The following is a 1,438-nucleotide window of genomic DNA, read 5'->3' as shown; positions in this document are numbered from 1 at the left end:
GTGGCTGTTGCACAACTATTGATAGTATTGCCTTCGCTGATCCTGAGCTTCTTAAAAAGCTCTCAAGTCCCAGCTTTTTCTGTCTCAGTTGAAGAAGAGCCGTGAAAATAAAAAGGAACTGCCTGTAAAGCTCTGTTGCCGCTCTTTTTCCAATGCCGTGGCCACACTGATTGACTTTGATGGTTTGTACTTCATGTACTTTTTGAGATTGAAGGCAACGGCGGCCATAAGCATGACCTTATGCGCCCCTGATTTACCTAGTACACTGATTCTGCGCAGGCCGTAGTGCTGTACAAGGCTCCCGAAGACCGGCTCCACGGTGCTCTGACGAAGCTTTTTCATCTGCTTGCCGCGCCTGCTGTTCTGCCTGGCGTGTGCCCGCTGGTACTGCTCGTCGTAAGCGGTCCGGGTAATTTTCCGGCACCGGGTCCTGGGGGCGCAGGTGGGCTTGTTCGGGCACTGCCTGCAGTCGCTGGGGGCGGCCCAGTAGTTTTTCAGCAGCCTGCCGTCCGCAGTGCGGTCAAAGCCCTTGAACGGCAGCGCCTTGCCCATGGGGCAAGTGTATCGGTCAGCCTCCTTGTCATAGGGAAAGCCCTCTATCTCCGGCTTATACTTTCCGAACACTGGTATCCACCCTGTGATGCCCTGCTGCTCGAGCATGTAGTAGTTGGAGCCGTTGGAGTAGCCGGCATCGGCCAGCAGTTCCTGCATCAGCAGCGCATTTGCCTTCAACCTGCTTTGCACCTGCCTGACAAGGGAAGGCAGGTGCTGGCTGTCCCTGCCGTCGGCGAAGTCCGAGCGGATGTGGGAGATGACACCTCTGGCCGTGTCCACGGCCATGCTGCAGTGGTAGTTGAGTTTCCTGGCCTTGCCAGGCTTGACGGAGATGCGGGCATCGGGGTCATGCGGGGAGTAGTGCGTCTTATTGCTAAGCAACTGCGCTTTTTCATTGGTTGATCCGATGGCCCCTGCGGGCGCTCGTTCAGCCGCTGCCAGCGCCTCTCCAGTCGCTTCATCTGGTGGTCAGGAGCAGTGATGAATTGTGCGGAAGAAGGATTGGCATTAGCCTCCACCTTCTTTTCCTGGTTCTCGACACCAGTTACCAGGAGGTGATCTCCTACAGGTAAGGCAGCTTGTTTCAGAGCCAGGCTCTCCATGGAGGCGTTGGCCTTGACGGGGGCTGAATCCATGGCTTGTATATCACCCTTCACCATGCCCTTGTCCACGCACAGGCTGAAGACCCTGTCAAAGAGCGACTCAAACAAGGCCTCCGGATACAGCTGGCGCGTGCGGCTTAGCGTTGAATGCCAGGGAAGCGGCTCGTCGAGCTGGTAATCTAAGAAATAGAGCAGGTCTAGCCGGAGACTGCAGTGCTCCATGAGCTTTCTGTCTGAGACGATGTTCTCCAGGTAACCCACCAGGCAGAGCTTGAAGAACA

At 56.1% G+C, this 1,438-nt stretch carries 2 protein-coding genes and 1 pseudogene; all 3 read right to left on the bottom strand.

Translation table 11 applies throughout. The features are described 5' to 3' along the window. Positions 1-84 precede the first annotated feature (84 nt). Positions 85-840: a transposase gene (locus LN995_RS21600; protein ID WP_229963170.1), complete on the bottom strand. Its 756-nt coding sequence runs from the start codon at positions 838-840 to the stop codon at positions 85-87. Further along, positions 729-1,190, bottom strand: coding sequence for a hypothetical protein (locus tag LN995_RS21595; RefSeq protein ID WP_229963171.1), 462 nt, complete (start codon positions 1,188-1,190; stop codon positions 729-731). The genes LN995_RS21600 and LN995_RS21595 overlap by 112 nt, the downstream gene beginning before the upstream one ends. A gap of 108 nt (positions 1,191-1,298) precedes the next feature. Continuing rightward, positions 1,299-1,379 (bottom strand): annotated as a pseudogene (locus LN995_RS21590) (hypothetical protein); the annotation flags it as partial. Positions 1,380-1,438: the final 59 nt, after the last annotated feature.

Origin of the sequence: Pontibacter silvestris (assembly GCF_020907275.1) — a bacterium.
GTDB classification, from domain to species: domain Bacteria; phylum Bacteroidota; class Bacteroidia; order Cytophagales; family Hymenobacteraceae; genus Pontibacter; species Pontibacter silvestris.
This window is presented reverse-complemented; position numbering and strand designations above follow the sequence as displayed.